Annotated in this window: 16 protein-coding genes; 10 read left to right on the top strand and 6 right to left on the bottom strand. The window is 70.8% G+C overall.

Annotated features, from left to right (window positions below; translation table 11 throughout):
* The first annotated feature begins 129 nt into the window (after nt 1-129).
* Together serC and ABR737_RS27575 are read left to right on the top strand one after the other, a co-directional pair.
* Nucleotides 130-1,248 carry a phosphoserine transaminase gene (gene serC / locus ABR737_RS27580; protein WP_350253104.1) on the top strand — a complete coding sequence of 373 codons (1,119 nt, stop codon included), beginning with the start codon at nt 130-132 and terminating at the stop codon, nt 1,246-1,248.
* A gap of 246 nt (nt 1,249-1,494) precedes the next feature.
* Nucleotides 1,495-1,929: a PPOX class F420-dependent oxidoreductase gene (locus ABR737_RS27575; RefSeq protein ID WP_350253103.1), complete on the top strand. Its 435-nt coding sequence runs from the start codon at nt 1,495-1,497 to the stop codon at nt 1,927-1,929.
* A 44-nt stretch (nt 1,930-1,973) separates the two neighbouring features.
* Here the strand turns inward: ABR737_RS27575 and ABR737_RS27570 are convergent, their stop codons facing one another.
* Both ABR737_RS27570 and ABR737_RS27565 read right to left on the bottom strand, forming a co-directional pair.
* Nucleotides 1,974-2,618: a dihydrofolate reductase family protein gene (locus ABR737_RS27570; RefSeq protein ID WP_350253102.1), complete on the bottom strand. Its 645-nt coding sequence runs from the start codon at nt 2,616-2,618 to the stop codon at nt 1,974-1,976.
* Between the two features lie 101 nt (nt 2,619-2,719).
* On the bottom strand, nt 2,720-3,715 hold the full coding sequence (locus tag ABR737_RS27565; RefSeq protein WP_350253100.1) for a hypothetical protein: 996 nt from the start codon (nt 3,713-3,715) through the stop codon (nt 2,720-2,722).
* 158 nt (nt 3,716-3,873) lie between these two features.
* Here ABR737_RS27565 and ABR737_RS27560 point away from each other — a divergent pair, with 158 nt between their 5' ends.
* Together ABR737_RS27560 and ABR737_RS27555 are read left to right on the top strand one after the other, a co-directional pair.
* On the top strand, nt 3,874-4,566 hold the full coding sequence (locus ABR737_RS27560) for a GDSL-type esterase/lipase family protein (protein ID WP_350253098.1): 693 nt from the start codon (nt 3,874-3,876) through the stop codon (nt 4,564-4,566).
* Nucleotides 4,567-4,690: 124 nt separating this feature from the next.
* Nucleotides 4,691-5,689: an aldo/keto reductase gene (locus ABR737_RS27555; protein WP_350253097.1), complete on the top strand. Its 999-nt coding sequence runs from the start codon at nt 4,691-4,693 to the stop codon at nt 5,687-5,689.
* Nucleotides 5,690-6,018: 329 nt separating this feature from the next.
* Here the strand turns inward: ABR737_RS27555 and thpR are convergent, their stop codons facing one another.
* From thpR to ABR737_RS27540, 3 genes are all read right to left on the bottom strand, one after another.
* On the bottom strand, nt 6,019-6,588 hold the full coding sequence (gene thpR / locus ABR737_RS27550) for an RNA 2',3'-cyclic phosphodiesterase (protein WP_350253096.1): 570 nt from the start codon (nt 6,586-6,588) through the stop codon (nt 6,019-6,021).
* Nucleotides 6,589-6,806: 218 nt separating this feature from the next.
* Complete coding sequence (locus ABR737_RS27545; protein ID WP_350253094.1) at nt 6,807-8,255, bottom strand: MFS transporter; 1,449 nt, start codon at nt 8,253-8,255, stop codon at nt 6,807-6,809.
* Nucleotides 8,256-8,283: 28 nt separating this feature from the next.
* Nucleotides 8,284-8,748 (bottom strand): MarR family winged helix-turn-helix transcriptional regulator, encoded by a 465-nt coding sequence (locus tag ABR737_RS27540; RefSeq protein ID WP_328385134.1) that lies wholly within the window; start codon nt 8,746-8,748, stop codon nt 8,284-8,286.
* A gap of 131 nt (nt 8,749-8,879) precedes the next feature.
* Between ABR737_RS27540 and ABR737_RS27535 the strand changes: the two genes are divergently transcribed.
* Complete coding sequence (locus ABR737_RS27535; RefSeq protein ID WP_350253093.1) at nt 8,880-9,083, top strand: hypothetical protein; 204 nt, start codon at nt 8,880-8,882, stop codon at nt 9,081-9,083.
* On the opposite strand, the gene ABR737_RS27530 is transcribed toward ABR737_RS27535, so the two are convergent.
* Nucleotides 9,076-10,548, bottom strand: a complete 1,473-nt coding sequence (locus ABR737_RS27530) for an NCS2 family permease (RefSeq protein WP_350253091.1) — start codon at nt 10,546-10,548, stop codon at nt 9,076-9,078. The genes ABR737_RS27535 and ABR737_RS27530 overlap by 8 nt on opposite strands.
* Before the next feature lie 340 nt (nt 10,549-10,888).
* Between ABR737_RS27530 and ABR737_RS27525 the strand changes: the two genes are divergently transcribed.
* From ABR737_RS27525 to ABR737_RS27505, 5 genes are all read left to right on the top strand, one after another.
* The gene (locus ABR737_RS27525; protein WP_350253090.1) at nt 10,889-11,161 is read left to right on the top strand and encodes a DUF2530 domain-containing protein; all 273 of its coding nucleotides are present in this window, start codon (nt 10,889-10,891) and stop codon (nt 11,159-11,161) included.
* A gap of 65 nt (nt 11,162-11,226) precedes the next feature.
* Nucleotides 11,227-13,641 (top strand): cation-translocating P-type ATPase, encoded by a 2,415-nt coding sequence (locus tag ABR737_RS27520; RefSeq protein ID WP_350253089.1) that lies wholly within the window; start codon nt 11,227-11,229, stop codon nt 13,639-13,641.
* Between the two features lie 77 nt (nt 13,642-13,718).
* On the top strand, nt 13,719-13,922 hold the full coding sequence (locus ABR737_RS27515) for a hypothetical protein (protein WP_350253087.1): 204 nt from the start codon (nt 13,719-13,721) through the stop codon (nt 13,920-13,922).
* 212 nt (nt 13,923-14,134) lie between these two features.
* Nucleotides 14,135-14,851, top strand: a complete 717-nt coding sequence (locus ABR737_RS27510) for an SDR family oxidoreductase (protein ID WP_350253086.1) — start codon at nt 14,135-14,137, stop codon at nt 14,849-14,851.
* A 208-nt stretch (nt 14,852-15,059) separates the two neighbouring features.
* The gene (locus ABR737_RS27505; RefSeq protein WP_350253085.1) at nt 15,060-15,242 is read left to right on the top strand and encodes a hypothetical protein; all 183 of its coding nucleotides are present in this window, start codon (nt 15,060-15,062) and stop codon (nt 15,240-15,242) included.
* Nucleotides 15,243-15,251: the final 9 nt, after the last annotated feature.

The raw sequence follows: 15,251 nt of genomic DNA, 5'->3' as shown, positions 1-15,251 counted from the left end.
CCCCACCACCGGGTAACGCGCCACCACCCGGTAATGCCCCCTCCAAAACCGTCCACCGTACGAGCACCACGCATCTCATCCGCTGGACGTGCCGCCGAACCCCCCAGCACAACGGATTAGGCTTCCCCCGTGGCTGATATCCAGATCCCCGCTGACATCAAGCCCGCCGACGGACGCTTCGGCGCGGGCCCCTCCAAGGTGCGTACGGAGGCGCTCGGCGCCCTGGCCGCCACCGGTAGCTCCCTTCTCGGCACGTCCCACCGCCAGGCCCCGGTCAAGAACCTGGTCGGCAAGGTGCGCGACGGCGTACGTGACCTCTTCCAGCTCCCCGAGGGCTACGAGGTCGTGCTCGGCAACGGCGGCTCCACCGCCTTCTGGGACATCGCGACGCACGGCCTGATCGAGCGCAAGTCCCAGCACCTCAGCTTCGGCGAGTTCTCCTCGAAGTTCGCCAAGGCCGCGAAGCTGGCGCCGTGGCTGGACGAGCCCACCGTCCTCTCCGCCGACCCGGGCGACCACCCGGACCCGGCCGCAGAGGCGGGCGTGGACGTCTACGGCTTCACCCACAACGAGACCTCGACCGGTGTCGCCGCCCCCATCAAGCGGGTCGCGGGCGCCGACGAGGGCGCGCTGGTCCTGGTCGACGCCACCTCCGGCGCGGGCGGCCTGCCCGTGGACATCGCCGAGACCGACGTCTACTACTTCGCGCCGCAGAAGTCGTTCGCCTCCGACGGCGGTCTGTGGCTGGCGGCCTTCTCCCCCGCCGCCCTGGAGCGCGCCCGCGCCATCCACGCGTCCGGCCGCCACATCCCGGAGTTCTTCTCGCTGCCCACGGCGATCGACAACTCCCTGAAGAACCAGACGTACAACACCCCGGCGCTCTCCACCCTCTTCCTGCTCAACGAGCAGCTGGAGTGGATGAACGGCCAGGGCGGCCTGGACTGGGCGGTCGGCCGCACCGCCACCTCCTCGCGCACCCTCTACGGCTGGGCCGAGGACTCCAAGTACGCCACCCCGTTCGTCACCGACCCGGCCAAGCGCTCGCAGGTCATCGGCACCATCGACTTCGATGACAACATCGACGCCGCGGCCGTCGCCAAGGCCCTGCGCGCCAACGGCATCGTCGACACCGAGCCGTACCGCAAGCTCGGCCGCAACCAGCTGCGCATCGCGATGTTCCCGGCAATCGACCCGGCGGACGTCGAGGCCCTGACGGCCTGCATCGACCACGTCATCGGCAAGCTGTAGCCACCTGACGGCACCACACACCATCGGGCCCCGGCGGGCAACCGCCGGGGCCCGATGGTGCGTGGTGCCCGTCCAGTCACCTCGCCACCACCTTCCCGGGGGGGAGCAGCAGGTGCCCCACCGACGCCCCGTCAAGCCGCGTGGCCGCGCTGCCGCGCTGCCGCACGGAAGGATCAAGCCCCCGCACCGCCCGAACGGACGCACCATGAAGTGACGAAACAGGCCGGATGTGCCTGTATGGGAGCCATGACGAATCCCCCGAGCCCCGGCCTCGCCCCCTTCGAGCGGCAGGGGGCGATCCTGCTGACCACGTACAAGCGGGACGGCACCGGCGTCGGTACGCCGATGAACATGGCCGTCGACGGCGATCACGCCTATCTGCGGACGTACGGCAGCGCCTGGAAGGCGAAGCGGATGCGGAACTTCCCCGAGGTGGAGATCTGCGCCTCCACCTGGCGGGGCCGTCCCACCGGGCCCACCGTCCCTGCGCGGGTGCGGCTGCTGGATCCGCAGACCCGGGAGTACCGGCGGGCCGAGCGGTCGCTGACCCGGAAGTACCCCCTGATCCACGGGCTGTTCGTACCGCTGGTGCACCGGCTGAAGAAGGAGCGGACACTGCATTACGAGCTGCGGCTGGTCGAGGGCGGGGCCGGGGAACAGGGCGGGGCCGGGGCCCACTGAGACGGTCGCGGCGACCGCGCCGGCATCCCGAGTGGGCCCGTGCGTCACCTTCGCCAGAACAGGTGATGCGTCACGCCGCTCGGGCTGGGCACGACGTCGAGGTGGAACCGGTCGAGCAGTTCATCGGGCGACTCCCAGAGCCGAACCCCGGATCCGAGCTCCACCTGCGAGACGGCTACATGCAGGGTGTCCACGAGGTCGGCGTCAAGGAACTGCCGGATGGTCGTGGCCCCGCCACCGAGTCGGACGTCCTTGCCCTGCGCGGCCTCCCGCGCCTGCCCGAGGACCGTGGCCGGGTCGCCGCCGACGAAGTGGAAGGTGGTGTCGGAGAGCGTGAGCGGAGGACGCTCGTGGTGGGTCATGACGAACACCGGGGTGTGAAACGGGGGCTCGTCACCCCACCAGCCGTTCCACTCGTGGTCGCTCCAGGGCCCGCGATAGGGCCCGAACTTGTTACGGCCCATGATCTCGGCGCCGATGTTGCGTGCGAAGTCCCGCGTCAAGTAGTCGTCGAGGCCGCGGCTGCCTCCGGGGTCGGTGCGCATGGGCCAGCTCGCCGTGGCGCCGGCCCAGGCGAACAGTTCGCCGGGATCCGCGTGGCCGAACGGTCTCTCCAAGCTCTGGTGCTCACCGGCACCGAACCCGTCACGCGAAACGTTGAAGTTCTGGACCCTCAACAGCTGAGCCATGCGTTTCCTCCTGCCGTTGTCGATACCGGTGTCGGTATCGATGTCAGTGAGACTGCCGGGGCCGGACAAACTCATCGCTGCGGCGGTGACAACGCCCCGTCCTACCGCCGTCGCACCAGCCTGCGCAGCCCGACGACCAGGGCCGTGGCCAGCGCGAGGACCATCGCCCCCTTGATGAAACCGGGGTCCAGGTCCGTCCCCTCACTCCCCTTGCCGCCGTGGCCGTTGGCGCCGTCGCCGTTCGCCGGGTCGTCCTTCGCCGAGTCCGGCAGCTGGTCGTCGCTCAGGCCGACCGGCTTGACCTCGCTGTCGTTGCCCTCCGAGCCGTACATCAGGGTGCGGCCGTCGGGGGTGAAGGTGACCGATTCGCCCTGCTGCTGGACCGGTACGCCCACACTGCCGAGGTCCTTCGGGCGGCCGTCCTGCCAGCGGTAGATCCGGGCGCCGAAGTAGCTGCGCATGACCAGACGGGTGCCGTCGGGGGAGAACGCCCCGTCGGTCACCCACAGGTCGATCGGCGCGACCTTTTGGAAGACGTTGGTGCCGGAGGTGGTGAGCCGCTGCGGGCCCGCGTAGAGGGCGCCACCGCCGTCCTGCTTCTTGCTGGCGATGTAGACCCGGCCGGTCTTGGGGTGCACCATCAGCGCCTCGGCGTCCCGTGGCCCGTCCGCGTACTTCACGTCGAACTGGGTCGCCGTCACCGTCGCGTCGCGCAGCTTCTTCGGTTCGGGGAAGCGGTAGATCCAGACGTGGCTCCAGCTGCCGCCGAGGTTGTCGCCGATGTCGCCGACGTAGATATTGCCGTCCGGGCCGGTCGAGATGGCCTCGGCATCGCGCGGCTTGCCGATGCCGCGCAGGGTGATCCGGGCGACCGTACGGCCGGTGCGGCCGTCGACGGCGTAGACGTAGGGGCCGTCGTCGCTGTCGTTGTGGGTCCAGTAGATCCCGGGGTGCGCCCGGCTGGCGGCCAGGCCGCTGGACTCGGTGATCCGGGGATCGCCGATGGTGAAGCCGTCGGGCTCGTCGGCGGCGGCGGGCACCACGGCAGCCGACCACAGGATTCCCGCGGCACCGGCCGCGCACAGAAGCGAACGCATGGGCACAGACTGCCATCCCGGACCACCGGACGTGGCCGCAAGCCACCGGCCTCCCCATCGCCGACCGCATCGCGTCGGCCAGGCCGTCACCGCACCACGAACCGGGCGTGTCCAGCGTCACGTACCGAGCAGTAGGGGGTCTCGGCCATCATGGCCGGATGAGGATCATGTTCGTCGGTGACTCGATGACCATTGGGAGCACCGGCGATTTCACGTGGCGCTACCGGATGTGGCAGCACCTGAACGCGACGTTCGACGGCCCGTACCGCATCGTCGGACCGCGCCACACGCTCCACGAACCGGCCACGGGCGCCCCCACCTCCGCCGCCTACGCCGACCCCGGCTTCCCCGAGGAGGCCCGCCGCCACCTCGCCGGCTGGGGCGAGGGCTGGCTGCACATGGCACCGCTGATCGGCGACATGGTGCGCCGGTACGACGCCGACACCCTGCTGGTCTCGCTCGGCCTGATCGACCTCGGCTTCTATACGAACGCCGAGCAGACCGCGGAGAACGTGCGGGAGTTCGTGGCGCGGGCCCGGGCGGCGGCGCCGCACCTGCGGGCGGTGCTGATGCCGGTGATACCCAATGTGCGGGCGGTGGCGGACACCGCGTTCGGCGCGGAGTGCGAGCGCTTCAACGAGCTGCTGGCCAAGGCCGTCGCCGATCTCTCCACCCCCGGCTCGCCGTTGCTGCTGGCCTCCGTGCCGGACGGCTGGGAGATCGACAGCGCCACGTACGACGGGACGCATCCGTCGGAGTGGGGCGAGCGACTGCTCGCGGGGGCGTTCGCCGGGGCGATGCATCAGGCGTGGGGGGTCGGGGCGGCGTACGGGGTGTTGTCCTCGCACTGAGGCGCCGCACCGGCACCACGCGTCCCGTGGAGCGCCCGGCCCTGCCCGGGAACCACAAGGAGTCCGCCCGCCACCCCGCGCGGTCCTTGCGTCGAGCGCGTTCCAAGGCGTTGGCTGGACCACCATGAAGTACACGCAGCTCGGACGCACCGGACTCAAGGTCAGCCGACTCGTCCTCGGGACGATGAACTTCGGGCCTCAGACGGACGAGGCCGCCAGTCACACCATCATGGACGCAGCGCAGGGCGCGGGCGTCAACTTCTTCGACACCGCCAATGTCTACGGATTCGGCGCCGACAAGGGCCGTACCGAGGAGATTGTCGGCAGTTGGTTCGCCAAAGGCGGCGGCCGGCGGGACAAGACCGTGCTGGGCACCAAGGTCTACGCCAACATGGGGACGGAGGGCGACAAGGTCTGGCCCAACCACGACAAGCTCTCCGCGGTCAACATCCGGCGCTCGGTGGAGGCCAGCCTCAAGCGGCTGGGCACGGACTACATCGATCTCTACCAGTTCCACCACGTCGACCGGGACACCCCCTGGGACGAGATCTGGCAGGCCATCGACGTTCTCGTCCACCAGGGCAAGATCCTCTACGCCGGCTCGTCCAACCACGCGGGCTGGCACATCGCCCGTGCCAACGAGACGGCGGCCCGCCGCGGTTCGCTGGGTCTGGTCAGCGAGCAGTGCCTCTACAACCTCGCCGAGCGGCGCGCCGAGATGGAGGTCATCCCGGCCGCCCGGGGCTACGGCCTGGGCGTCATCCCGTGGTCCCCGCTGCACGGTGGGCTGCTGGGCGGGGCCCTGCGCAAGGAGCGCGAGGGCGGCGCGGGCCGCTCGGCCGTCGGCCGCTCGGCCGATGCCCTCGCCAACTCCGCTATCCGTGCCCAGATCGAGTCCTACGAGGATCTGCTCGACAAGCACGGCCTGGAGCCCGGCGAGGTCGCGCTGGCCTGGCTCCTGACGCGTCCCGGCGTCACCGGGCCGATCGTCGGCCCCCGCACGACGGACCAGCTCGCCTCCGCGCTGCGCGCCGTCGAACTGACCCTCCCGGACGATCTCCTCGCCTCGCTCGACGAGATCTTCCCCGGGCCCGGCCCGAGCCCGGAGGCCTTCGCCTGGTGAGCGGACCGCGTGCCGGGCCATCGGTCAGACCGGCGGCCCGGCACGCGGCAGCGGCCACAGCAGCACTCGGTGCAGCGCCGCCGCGACAGCATCGCTCAGTGCAGCGCCGCCGCTACGACCACGACGATGAGCAGGACGGCGAGCAGGCCGGACATGATCCGGTTACGGGTTTTGGGGTCCACCCCTTGAGCGTAACCGGGACCGGTCGGCAGGTTTCGGCGGCCCGGGGCCTGCCCGGGACCTGCCCGGCCGCGGGGCCTGACGGCCGGGCAGCGGCGCGGCGGCGCCCCGGCGCCCCTTCAGCACCCAGTTCAGCACCCAGCAACCATTCAGCGGCCCAGCGGCCAGACCCCCACCGTTTCGTAGCGGGGCTGCTTGCCGGCCACGCCGGGGACGGGTGGATGGCTGCGCACCAGGGCCAGGGCCTCGACCGTCCAGGGGGCACCGGAGAAATCCTTCAGGGCGGCCGCGTACGGGCGCAGGTCCAGATCGGGGACGCGGTTCCGGGCGAGGGTGAGGTGGGGGGTGTACGGGCGGTGTTCCTCTTCCATGGCCACGCCCGCCCGGCGGCCCGCTGCCGATGCCGCGCCGGCGAGCGTGCGCATGGCGGGCCGGTCGCCGTCGGCCCCGGCCCACACCACCCGGTCCGAGAAGCGGCCGCCGCCGGCGATCCGCAGGGGGTAGGAATCGCGGCGAGCGGCGGCGCGGCCCAGGCGTTCCCGCAGGTCGGGGACGATCTCCTCGGGCACCTCGCCGTAGAAGGCAAGGGTGAAGTGCCAGCTGTCCCGGCCCGTCCACCGCAGCCGGTCCGCGGCCGGCAGCTTCTTCAACTGCGCTACCTCGGCGGCCAGTTCCTCGATCGCGGGAGCGGGCGGCAGGACGGCGGCGAAGAGTCTCATGCGGTCAGTGTGGCGCAGGGCTCGGGCCGTCCGGCAGATCGCGGCAGTGTGGCGCAGGGCTCGCACGGTCCGTGCGGATCGCCGCAGTGTGGCGCAAGGCTCACGCCGCGCCGGCAGACCGCGGCAGTGTCGCGCAGGGCTCGCACCGTCCGCCAGACCGTGGCCCTGAAGCGCGCCGCCCCGCGCCACCGCCCGGCCCCGCGCCACCCGCACCGTCCCTACGCCGCCGGAGCCATACTCCTCTCCGCGGAGGCAGAGGCGGAGGCAGCGGCGGTGGCGGCGGACACCCGCGGCACGAACGCCACGTGCTGACGGCCCCGGCGCAGATCGATCTTCAGGCGCAGGCCGCCCACCCTGGCGAGGATCAGGCCGATGACGACCGCGGACACCATGGAGACCAGGCCGCCGGCCAGGAAGCCGGTCCGTGCGCCGAAGGCGTCGGTGATCCAGCCGACCACCGGTGCGCCCAGCGGGGTGCCGCCCACGAAGACCATCATGAACAGGCTCATCACCCGGCCGCGCATCAGCGGATCGGTGGCCATCTGGATGCTCGAATTGGCGGTGACGTTGACCGTCAGGCCGACCATGCCGATCGGGGCGAGCAGCGCCGCGAAGACCCAGAACGACGGGGCGAGCGCGGCGGCGATCTCCAGGGCGCCGAAGAGGATCGCCGCACCGACGAGCAGCCGCAGCCGGGAGCCGGCGCGGCGGGCGGCGAGCAGCGCGCCGATCAGCGAGCCCGCCGCCATCAGCCCGTTGAACAGCGAGTAGGTGCCGGCGCCCTGGTGGTAGACGTGGTAGTCGAACGCGGTCAGCCAGATCGGGAAGTTGAAGCCGAAGGTCCCGATGAAGCCGACCAGGACGATGGGCCAGAGCAGATCGGGGCGCCCCGAGACATACCGCAGCCCCTCCCGCAGCTGGCCCTTGCTGCGCGGGACCCGTTCGACCTTGTGGAGCTCGGCGGTCCGCATCATCAGCAGCCCGGTGAGCGGGGCGATGAACGAGAGGCCGTTGAGCAGGAAGGCCCAGCCGCTGCCGAAGGCGGTGATCAGGACACCGGCGACGGCCGGCCCGATCAGCCGTGCGGACTGGAAGTTGGCGGAGTTGAGGCTGACGGCGTTGCGCAGCTCGTCCTGACCGACCATCTCGGAGACGAAGGCCTGCCGGGAGGGGTTGTCGACGACGGTGACCAGGCCGAGGGCGAAGGCGACCAGGTAGACGTGCCAGACCTGCACCTGGCCGCTCAGGGTGAGCACGGCGAGGGCGAGGCCGGTCAGGCCCATGGCGGACTGGGTGAACAGGAGCAGCTTGCGCTTGGCGAAGCGGTCGGCGATGACGCCGCCGTAGAGCCCGAAGAGCAGCATCGGCAGGAACTGCAGCGCGGTGGTGATGCCGACCGCGCCGGATGAGCCGGTGAGGCTGAGCACCAGCCAGTCCTGGGCGATGCGCTGCATCCAGGTGCCCGTGTTGGACACCATCTGGCCGGTGGCGAAGAGGCGGTAGTTACGTATGCGGAGCGAGCTGAACGTGCCCTTGCGCGGTGTGGCGGCGGGGCCTGTGGCGACGTCCGGGGCGGGGCCCTGCGGGGTCGCGGTCGCGTCGTCGGAAACCGTGTCGTGTGGGGAGTTCGGTGCGGGGGCGGAGTGTGCTCCGGATCCCGTACTCAAAGTCGGTTCGCCTCCTCGGCCTCGGGTTCTACAGCTGTGCGAGCTTCTCCAGCACGGGCGCGGCGGCCCGCACCTTCGCCCACTCGTCCTCGTCCAGCCCGGAGGCCAGCTCGGCGAGCCAGGCGTTGCGCTTGCGACGGCTCTCCTCGAGCATCGCCTCGGCCTGTTCGGTCTGCGTGACGACCTTCTGACGGCGGTCGTCGGGGTGCGGTTCGAGCCGGACCAGTCCCTTGGCCTCCAGCATGGCCACGATGCGGGTCATCGACGGCGGCTGCACATGCTCCTTGCGGGCCAGCTCACCGGGGGTGGCGCTGCCGCAGCGGAACAGGGTGCCGAGCACCGACATCTCGGTGGGGCTCAGCGATTCGTCGACCCGCTGGTGCTTGAGGCGGCGCGACAGGCGCATCACGGCGGACCGCAGAGCGTTCACCGCGGCCGCGTCGTCTGGGGGCGCCTCCCGGCCGTCAGGCTGGGGGCGGGACAGTTCCGGCATGGTCTTTAGCATAACTCATTACCCTTTCTAAGGAAAGCCGGTGGGGTACCGCCCGTCGGGCTTCACCCATACGGGTGAGGACGCGGCCGAATGCGACGCACCTGACCGCGTACGGACGGGACCGTGTCCGTATGGCATCGCAAGTGCTCAGCCTGCGCGTGGACGGGGAGCTGCTGGACCGGATACGGCAGCACGCCGCAAAACGCGGAATGAGCGTCCAGGACTATGTGGTCCGGACGCTCATCCGCGAGGATTTCGACGAGCGCTTCCAGTCGTCTCTCGACGAGACGGAGAAGCTGACGGAGAGGCTGAGGGCGCGCCGGCCCCCTACTTGACCCCGAGTGCCTGCTCGATCGGGTCGAGCAGGAAGTAGACGAGGAAGCAGAGGCCGACCACGTTCAGCAGCCAGGGGATCTCCTTGAAGCGGCCGGTCGCCGTGCGCAGCAGGATGAAGGCCAGCACGCCGATGCCGATGCCGTTGGTGATGCTGTAGGTGAACGGCATCGAGACCATCGTCAGGAACACGGGAATGCCGATGGTGAAGTCGCCCCAGTCGATGTCCCGGACGTTCGAGGACATGATCAGGAAGCCGACGACCAGCAGGGCGGGCGTCGCGGCCTGCGAGGGGACGACGGTCGCCACCGGCGCGAAGACCAGCGCGAGCAGGAAGAGGCCACCGGTCATCAGGTTCGCCAGACCGGTGCGGGCGCCCTCGCCGACACCGGCCGTGGACTCCACGAAGCAGGTGTTGGCGGAGGCGGAGCCGAAGCCGCCGCCCGCGACCGCGATGCCGTCGACCATGAGGATCCGGCCCATGTTCGGCAGCTGGCCGGTCTCGTTGTCCAGCAGACCGGCCTCCTCGCCGACGCCGATGATGGTGCCCATCGCGTCGAAGAAGCCGGACAGCAGCACGGTGAAGACGAACAGGCAGCCGGTCAGCACGCCGACTTCCTTGAAGCCGCCGAAGAGACTGATCTGACCGATCAGGCCGAAGTCCGGGGTGCCGATGATCTTGTCCGGGACGTTGGGGACCGCCAGGCCCCAGGACGCGTCCGGGATCTGCACCAGCGCGTTGATGATGATCGCGACCACGGCCATGCTGACCATGCCGATCAGGATCGCGCCCCTGACCTTCCGCACGACCAGCACGAACATCAGCACCAGGCCGAGGACGAAGACCAGCACCGGCCAGCCCTTGAGCTGCCCGCCCTGCCCCAGGCCCATCGGCACGGTGGTGTGCGCGGCGTCCGGGTTACGCGTCACGAAGCCGGCGTCGACCAGGCCGATCAGCGAGATGAACAGGCCGATGCCGATGGCGATGGCCCGCCGCAGCCCGTTGGGGATCGCATCCATCACCCGCTGCCGCAGGCCCGAGGCGACCAGGATCATCAGCACCAGACCGGCGAGCACGACCATGCCCATCGCGTCCGGCCAGCTCATCTTGGGGGCGAGCTGCAGGGACACCACGGCGTTGATGCCCAGGCCCGCGGCGATGGCGATCGGGACATTGCCGACGACGCCCATCAGGACGGTGCTCAGACCGGCCATCAGCGCGGTGGCGGTGACCAGCTGGGCATTGTCGAGATGGTGGCCGAACTTATCGACTCCGGAGCCGAGAATGATCGGGTTCAGCACGATGATGTACGCCATCGCGAAGAACGTCGCCAGGCCGCCGCGGAGCTCACGACCGACCGTCGACCCCCGCTCGGAAATCTTGAAGAAGCGGTCGAGGCCGTTCTTGGGGGGCTTCGGACCTGGGCTCTTGAGCGGGTCGACCGGCGTGGTGGCCGAGGGGGGCATGCGGGGACCTCAGTCGGACGGGCCTGGGCAGGCGTGGGGGCCCGGGGGCCCGGAACACGTACGGAAACAAGCAGCAACCGGATGGGCTTGGACGAACAGACAACCAGAACCAGCCGTATCCAGAAAGGTTCAGTATGAATAAACAATCCGTTGATCGCTATCTCCGCGCGTAGAGCCTTGTGCCGCAACGGCCGGGCAGGCCACCCCACCGGGTCCGGGAAAGGCCGGGCAGGCCGCCCCACCGGGTTCGGGAAAGGCCGGGCGGGCCGCCCCACCGGGTTCCGGGCCCTGCCCACCGCCGCCCGCGGCCCCCGCGCCCCCTCCCCGTAAGCTGGCCACCATGTGGAAGAAGTCCGAACTGCGCGAGGCCCCGGCGCCTCTTGAGGGCCCCGTCGTCGGCACGATCACCGGCGGCACCATCATCTGGTTCGCGCTCTTCCTCGGCCAGCTCCCCTTCTACGGCTGGTTCGCCGACCGCGGCCACAGCTGGTGGGTGTGGACCTGCCTGGCCGGCGGCGGCCTCGGGCTGGTGGGCATCTGGTACGTACGGGCCAGGGACGCCGCGATCAAGCGCTCCGCCACGACGGCCGGGCAGCCCGCCGACCAGCACTGAGCGCACGCCCCGGCACGGCGCACGACAACGGGTGCATCGCCCCGTCCGCCCGTAACGTCGAGGGCATGACGGAGCGGGCGAGCGCCGAACCCGAGCACTCCGGACCGGGCCGCGCGCCGGCCCGGCGGACCGCTCGGGAACCGGTCCACCCCGGACTGACCGCCGCCGAGGTCGCGGAGCGGGTCGCCCGGGGCGAGGTCAACGACGTCCCCATACGGTCGTCTCGCTCGGCCGCCGAGATCGTCCGCGCCAACGTCTTCACCCGTTTCAACGCCATCATCGGCGTGCTCTTCGTGATCATCCTGATCGTCGGCCCGATCCAGGACGGCCTGTTCGGCTTCGTCATCGTCGCCAACACCGGCATCGGCATCGTCCAGGAACTGCGCGCCAAGAAGACCCTGGACAGCCTGGCGGTCATCGGCGAGGCGCGGCCGACCGTCCGGCGCGACGGGACCGCCGCCGAGATCCCCACCTCCGACGTGGTCCTCGACGACGTCATCGAACTGGGGCCCGGCGACAAGGTCATCGTCGACGGCGAGGTGCGGGAGAGCGACGGCCTGGAGATCGACGAGTCGCTGCTGACCGGCGAGGCCGATCCGGTCCTCAAGAAGCCCGGCGACCCGGCGATGTCCGGCAGCTTCGTCGTCGCGGGCAGCGGTGCCTTCACCGCCACCAAGGTCGGCCGGCAGGCGTACGCGGCCCAGCTCGCGGAGGAGGCCAGCCGCTTCACCCTGGTCCACTCCGAACTGCGCAGCGGCATCAGCCGGATCCTCAAGTACGTGACCTGGATGATGATCCCGACCGCGATCGGCCTCATCCTCAGCCATCTGCTCACCCTCGGCCTGCCGGGCGACGAGGCCGTCCGCCGGATGGTCGCCGGCATCGTGCCGATGATCCCCGAGGGCCTGGTGCTGCTCACCTCCGTCGCCTTCGCGATCGGTGTCATCCGGCTCGGCCGCAAGAAGTGCCTGGTCCAGGAGCTGCCCGCGATCGAGGGCCTGGCTCGGGTCGATGTGGTGTGCCTGGACAAGACCGGCACGCTGACCGAGGGCGGGATGGACGTCCACGGGTTGCGGTCCCTCGACGGCGACGAGCCGCACATCGAGAAGGTGCTGGGCGCACTGGGTGAATGCGATCCACGGCCCAATGCCTCCCTCCAGGCGATCATCGAGGCGTATCCGGCGGACGACGCCTGGCGCTGCACCCGGGCGCTGCCGTTCTCCTCCGCCCGCAAATACAGCGGCGCCGCCCTCAACGGCCCGGACGGCGAGAGCAGCACCTGGCTGCTCGGCGCCCCGGACGTACTGCTGCCGCCCGGCGACCACCACCTCACCGAGACCGACGGCCTCAACGCCCAGGGCCTGCGCGTCCTGCTGCTGGCCCGCGCCGCACGGGAGCTGGACGACCCCGAGGTCACCCGGGACGTACGGCCCGCCGCGCTGGTCATCCTGGAGCAGCGGCTGCGCCCGGACGCCCCCGACACCCTGCGCTACTTCGCGGGGCAGGACGTCGCGGCCAAGGTGATCTCCGGCGACAACGCGGTGTCGGTGGGCGCGGTGGCCGGCAAACTCGGGCTGCCGGGCGCGGGCGCGGCGGTGGACGCGCGCGAACTGCCCGGCGACCACGAGGCCATGGCGGCCGCGGTCGAACGGTCCGCGGTCTTCGGCCGGGTCACCCCGCAGCAGAAGCGGGAGCTGGTCGCCGCCCTGCAGGTGCGCGGTCACACCGTCGCGATGACCGGCGACGGCGTCAACGACGTCCTCGCGCTCAAGGACGCCGACATCGGCGTCGCCATGGGTTCCGGCTCCGAGGCCACCCGCGCCGTCGCCCAGATCGTCCTGCTCGACAACAGCTTCGCCACGCTCCCTTCGGTCGTCGCCGAGGGCCGCCGGGTGATCGGCAACATCACCCGCGTCGCCACCCTCTTCCTCACCAAGACCGTCTACTCCGTCCTGCTGGCGATCCTGGTGGCCTGCTGCCAGATCCCCTACCCGTACCTGCCGCGGCACCTGACCCTGCTGTCCACCCTGACCATCGGCATCCCCGCGTTCTTCCTCGCCCTGGCCCCCAACAAGGAGCGCGCCAGACCGCACTTCGTCCGCCGGGTGATGCGCTACGCCGTGCCGTCGGGCCTGATCACGGGCCTGGCCGCCTTCACCACCTACCTGCTCGCCCGCGCCTACTACACCGGCCCCGGCTCCCTGTCCGCCGAGACCAGCGCGGCCACCCTGACGCTCTTCCTCGCCGCGATGTGGGTCCTGGCGATCATCGCCCGCCCCTACACCTGGTGGCGGATCGGCCTGGTCCTGGCGATGGGCCTGGCCTTCCTCGCGGTCCTCGCCACGCCCTGGCTGCAGAGGTTCTTCGACCTGCGCCTGGTCGGCACGACGATGCCGTGGACGGCCGTCGCCCTCGCGGTGGTGGCAGCGGTGCTACTGGAGATCACCTGGCGGTGGGTGGGCCGGCGCTTCCCGGCGTGACGAACGGGCGGCCCGCGTCCCCTGACACCGCGGGCCCGTCCCTTCAGCCCGCCCCGCCTCCCCTAGAGTTCATGTCCATGACACTCCACCCAGGGCCCCACGCCTTCGACATCCTGGCACGCTCGCACCACAGCATCAGCCACCACATCAGCCATTACGGCGGCCATTACGAATCCCACTCCCCCGGCGTCTCGTTCGGCGGCGCGTGGTGGATGATCCCGCTCGGCACCGTGCTCGGGGTCGGCTGGTTCTTCGTCAAGCGGCGGTTCCGGCACGGCTGAGCGAACACCGTGGCGCCTTTGCCCGCGGCCGCTTGCCTTCTCCCAATTCCCGGTCCTCGTAGCAGTTTTGACGCCATTACCGCGTCGTCCCACCACGTCGGCCGTTAGTGTGTTCGACGAAAGATCAAGTTCATTACGGGGAGCCGGTCCGGAACAGGCCGAAGCGGCCCACGGCGCTGTTCCCCTGGTGCTCAGTCAGAACGGAGCGTCGGATGCAGGGAAGGACCGTGCTGGTCACCGGAGCCACCCGGGGGATCGGCCTGGCCGTCAGCCACAGGCTCGCCGCCGAGGGCGCACAGGTGCTGGGCATCGCCCGCTGTGCCCCGCAGACGGATTTCCCCGGCCTGCTCACGCCCTGTGATCTGGCCGACGAGGAGCAGACCCGCGAGGTGATGCGGGCGCTGGCACGGGACCACCAGGTGCACGCGGTGGTCAACAACGTCGGCATCGCCCTGCCCGAACCACTGAGTGAGGTCAGCACCACGAACCTGCAGACGGTTTTCGACCTGAACGTGCGTGCCGCGGTGCAGGTCACCCAGGCCTTCGTCGGCGGCATGAGGGAGCAGGGCCGGGGCCGGATCGTCAACGTGGCCAGCCGGGCCGTCTTCGGCGCACGCGGCCGCAGCAGCTACTCCGCCGCGAAGAGCGCCCTGGTGGGCCTGTCCCGGACCTGGGCGCTGGAACTGGCCGAACACGCGGTCACCGTCAACGCGGTCGCCCCGGGCCCGGTCGACACCGAGCTGTTCCACCGGACCCGCCCGGCCGGAAGCGATGCGGAGGCCCAGGTACTGCAGACCATCCCCCTGCGCAGGCTGGGCCAGCCAGAGGAGATCGCCGCCGCCATCTGCTTCCTCCTCGGTGACGACGCGGGCTTCATCACCGGCCAGACCCTGTGCGTGGACGGCGGCGGCAGCATCCCCGGCCGCTGACGGCAGAGCCGCCCGGCTCCGGGCCGGCCGTCGCCACAGCCGGCCTGCGGAGGCACGCGCACTGCCCACTCCGCGGGCGGTGCGACGGGTCCGGGGCGGCGCGACGGGTCCGCGGCCGGCCCGACGGGTCCGCGGATGGTGCGACGGGCCGAAGAGAACCTGCCCGGCCGATACCCCGGCCGCTGCCGCCGTACTACGCTCCAGCCCCATGACACTCCACGGGGACCTGGCGTACACAGTGCTGGCGAGCTCGCACCGCCACTACCACCACATCGGCAGCCACTACGGCGGTACCGGCGACGGCACCCTCGACTGGTGGGTGTGGCCCCTCCTCGCCCTCTCCGCGATCGTCGTCATCTGGAGCCTGGTCAAGCGGTTCCGCTCGAACTGACGTCGCGGT

Origin of the sequence: Streptomyces sp. Edi2 (assembly GCF_040253635.1) — a bacterium.
Taxonomy (GTDB): Bacteria; Actinomycetota; Actinomycetes; order Streptomycetales; family Streptomycetaceae; genus Streptomyces.
The sequence above is the reverse complement of the archived record's forward strand: the minus strand, read 5'-3'. Positions and strand labels throughout refer to the sequence as shown.